Annotated in this window: 3 protein-coding genes; 1 reads left to right on the top strand and 2 read right to left on the bottom strand. The window is 61.3% G+C overall.

The window, feature by feature from the left end; all coding sequences use genetic code 11:
• Positions 1-602 (bottom strand): alpha/beta hydrolase (locus tag RIF72_RS19590; protein WP_309076460.1); only part of this gene is annotated, 602 nt, incomplete at its 3' end.
• Positions 603-862: 260 nt separating this feature from the next.
• On the opposite strand from RIF72_RS19590, the gene RIF72_RS19585 reads away from it, so the two are divergent.
• On the top strand, positions 863-2,230 hold the full coding sequence (locus RIF72_RS19585) for a glutamyl-tRNA reductase (protein WP_309076459.1): 1,368 nt from the start codon (positions 863-865) through the stop codon (positions 2,228-2,230).
• 432 nt (positions 2,231-2,662) lie between these two features.
• Here RIF72_RS19585 and RIF72_RS19580 read toward each other — a convergent pair whose 3' ends face one another.
• Positions 2,663-3,493, bottom strand: a complete 831-nt coding sequence (locus tag RIF72_RS19580) for a hypothetical protein (RefSeq protein ID WP_309076458.1) — start codon at positions 3,491-3,493, stop codon at positions 2,663-2,665.
• Positions 3,494-3,967: the final 474 nt, after the last annotated feature.

Here is a 3,967-nt window from a genome sequence, read left to right as displayed (position 1 = left end):
AAGCTGACACGCAGGTCCTCCGCTAATTCCGGCTCCTGCGGGTTGCCCATAACCATGGGCGCCAAGGCCGCGGCCCAGGCGAAATAATTGCTGTCCAGAGATGCCAGCAGGCCCTCGATGTCTTCCCGCGAAAATCCGCCCACGTAGCCGTCGTACGGGTCATCCGTGTGACGGGGTGAAGGAGCAAGCAGGACCAGGTGGGAAAAACGGTTGCGGTCCTGCACTGCGGCGATCACGGCGATCATCGTGCTGACACTGTGGCCCACCAGGATGACGTCATCAAGGTCGAGGGCGGCGCAAATCTCAAGCAAGTCCGACGCGTACCCATCCAGGGACCCGTACTTATCCCAATCATAGGCGCTGATGTCGGAGTGTCCTGCACCAACATGATCAAAAAGCACCAGCCGGTAATCATCAATGAAATAGGGCAGCAGCTTCCGCCACATGGCCTGATCGCAGCCAAAACCGTGGGCAAACATCATCACAGGCCCATCATCCCGGCCCACTATGGTGACATTGTTCCGGTCGATTACCGCAGCAACTGCTTCGCTCACGTTCTCCTGACCCTCGCGTCGGGTGGCGTCCTGTCCCAGACTATCCACGGTAAATAGAGAATCCTAGCGATCCTCCCACTATGACATTCAAGGTGACGTCGACGTGTTGGCGCGCGCCTCCGACCCGACTCATCCATTGTTGCAGTAAGAGTGGCGGACCGGCCCGCCCACAAGAATTTCTCAAGGTGGCGGGCCCACGCTGTCTGCAAGGTCTCTAGGCTACGTAACCGGGCATCGGCGCGTGGCTACAAAAAGATGCCTTCGGCACTCGTCGTCGAGGACGAAGGTAGCGGAAAGTGGGGGTTGTAGTGTCGGAGAATCCTGACGTGCCCGGCGCGGAGCGGGCGCCAATCGAGGAACGGGTGTTTGCCTTGGTCGCCTCGCATCGCGGCACGGGTCTGGAATTTCTGGCCCGGCTGGAGTCCGGTTCGCTGCGGATCACGTCTGCGGAGGTTGCCGCATCCGCCGACGTGGCCGGGGCCGTCGTGCTGTCCACCTGCAACCGCTTCGAGGTTTACGTGGAAATCAGGGCCGGCTCGGATCCAGCCGTTGCCCGAAGGCGTGTCCTGTCGGTCATCAGCGTCTGCTCCGGTGTCCCGGTCCGTGAGCTCGGCGAGTCCCTGGACTACCTCGTCGGCACCGCGATGACGGAGCACCTTTTTTTGGTGGGTGCCGGGCTGGACTCCGCGGTGGTCGGCGAACGGGAAATTGCAGGCCAACTCCGCCGCTCGCTGACGGCAGCACAGGAATCGGAGACAGCCAGTGGGGCCCTTATCCGCCTGTTTCAGGCTGCGTCCCGGGTTGCTCGGGATGTCGGCTCCCTGACGACTCTGGGTGAAGCCGGGCGCTCGATGGTTTCCGTAGCCCTGGACCTGGCGGTCGCGAAGTTGGGCGGCCGCGGAAGAACGGACCTGTCGGTCGTTGTCATCGGCACGGGTGCCTACGCCGGATTTACCTTGGCCCTGTTGGCTGCCCGATACGGCGCGAACGTTTCCGTGTTCTCCTGGTCCGGGCGTGCCGGGGCCTTCGCCGCAGCCAGGCGCGCTGCGGCGCTGACGATGTCCGAACTGCCGGCTGCCATCCGCGGCGCGAACGTGGTAATCGGCTGCAGTGGCCGCGGAGCCCGTCTGGGAGCTGAGGATTTCAGGCGTTTCCGGCAGGGCGCGGAGCAGCGTCTCGTCGTCGTTGATCTTGCTTTGAGCCGGGACTTCGAGCCGTCAATTGGGGAGTTGCCCGGGGTTGACGTGATCACACTGGAAGACGTGCGGCTTGCCTCACCGGGCGAGCATTCGGACGGTGTCCGGCAGGCCACCGTCCTGGTCCGGCAGGCGACACTGCGGTTCGTTGAGGATCGGCAGGCCCGCCTTTTGGACCCGGCCATCGTGGCCCTGCGCGCTCATATGCAGCAGGTGTTGGCTGGCGAACTGGCGCGGGTGAAAAACCATCATGGCTGCACCGCCACGTCGGAAGCCGTGGAGTTCGCTTTACGGCGCGTGGTCCGGCAGCTCATGCATGTACCCACCGCCAGGGCCCGGGAACTTGCGGCCGCCGGCAGACAGGACGACTACACTGCCGCCCTCGAAGCACTTTACGGTTTGGGTGTTGAACCGGATTCTCGTGCTCTGCCGGTGCCGGCGGCCGGGCTGGAACGTCCTGGTAGAGCGCAGGCGAGTTAGGGTGCAAGCAACGGTCAAGCCGTTGCTTGGCCACCTCGTCTCGTGCGCGTGAGTCACGAAACGGTGCGGTCCACATCTTGAGTCAAAAAACGCCGCAGATTCGACCGTCCGGCAGCCCGAGCAATAAATGCGTCCCAACCCGTTCGTCCAACTCAGCCCATAGCTCCGTTGGCTCAGCTATCAAGACAAGACCCATCTGGTAATCTTTGGCGAGCCGTCAGGTCAACGTCGTCACCCACAGTCGATAGTAGTTCGGAAGCGGATTGCAATGGAGTTGGGGGATAACGATGGCTGAACAGCTCGACGTGAGCAATGCCAAAGAGGACGTCGGCCAGGCCCTCCAGAGCGCTTCGACGCAGCTCATCGTGCACCTTGGAACCGTCAAGGTAGCCGCCAGAGGCATTACTACGGTAGGTCCTCTTCTAATTGCGGCTAGTTCAGTTCAGAACGACGACGTGGCCGCTGCCTGGGCCATTCCCATCCTTTGAATGGCACATCCTTCGCATTGAAATGGGTGTTCCTCTCAACGTTGTCATCAGTAAGCGTGAAGCGTAGGTTATGCGCACTCAACCAGCCACCATCCTTGCTGCCCAGATCGGCGTGATCGATTGAAAGTTGGAGCTGCTTTGTTGAAACACTTGTATTGCTATGTGGAAGCAGGTCGAGAAGCGGCGCGCCTTCGCCTCGGCCAAAGTTATATCCGGCGAGTTCCAGCATCTGCCGAACCGCATGCGCGCCTGCATCCTGATCTGATTCATTGTGGAGTATCTTCCAAAACTCGTCGCACGCCGCATCGTACCCCCGCCTCGTATCCGGCTGCTCATTACTGGCACGCTCCCAGACCTCACGCAACGCGGGGGTCTGTCCGAAGTCCGAACGAGACGCCCGGGTAGCGGCGTCCACCTGGGCCCGGTCCTCCAGGTCTAAGTACTCTTGCGATTTTCGTTGTTTGTCCTCGATTCCCCTACCCATGCGTGCGTAGAACTGCTTCCAGTACTGCGCCAGCTCGTCGTCTTCGCGGCTGCGTCGTTGGGCGTCGTCGAGTGACTTGAGGTCTTCTTCGGCATGCTTGCGGGCCGCGTCACTGGCGTCGGCGGAGGCTGGCCGTGCGGTGTCTTCGGGGGCCCGGTCTTGCGCATTTTGTGCTTGCTGGGCCGCTGCTCGGGCGGCCCACGCAGCTTGGGCTGCTGCCTGCTGGGCTGCCATTTGTGCATTGAATTGAGCCTGCGCTGCTGCCTGCTGCGCGGCTTGTTGGGCTGCCATTTGTGCATTCCGCTGAGCCCGCGCCCAATCGTCCATTTGCATCATCCTCCAATCATTGATGAAAAGTGAGCTTCAACCCTTGCACGGGATCGCTTGTTATGTTCAGACGTTGGACCGAGCGTCAGGTTCAGCGCTGGGCCCATCACCTTCCCGCGCCAGCGACGACTGCCAACACAAGGATGCACACGACCCAGAAGAACACTGCCAAGTGCGTCCGCTCGGGATTCTGACCGAGAGCATTATTAGCCATCGTGCCACTCCTGAGCTTTTTCTTACCTCATACTTGGGACGCTAATCCGCGAGTCTGGGAGCACCCTGAGAAACAGCCATGCCTTTACCACATGTTGAAACATCGGTTCGTGGAGTGGGGGTTACCAGCCCCCAGGAAGTCCCCCGCGCATGGGCCGGCGAGGTTCGGACGTTACCCGAAGGGAGTGCTTTCGTCTTGATTCGGATGGGAGAACAAGAGCACTA

Source organism: Paenarthrobacter sp., assembly GCF_031180005.1.
Taxonomy (GTDB): Bacteria; Actinomycetota; Actinomycetes; order Actinomycetales; family Micrococcaceae; genus Arthrobacter.
Note: the sequence above shows the minus strand (reverse complement) of the source record. Positions and strands in the feature narration are given on the sequence as shown.

Excerpts from the sequence above, each read along its gene's own strand:
- RIF72_RS19580 (WP_309076458.1), bottom strand. The coding sequence starts at position 3,493 with ATGGCAGCCCAACAAGCCGCGCAGCAGGCAGCAGCGCAGGCTCAATTC.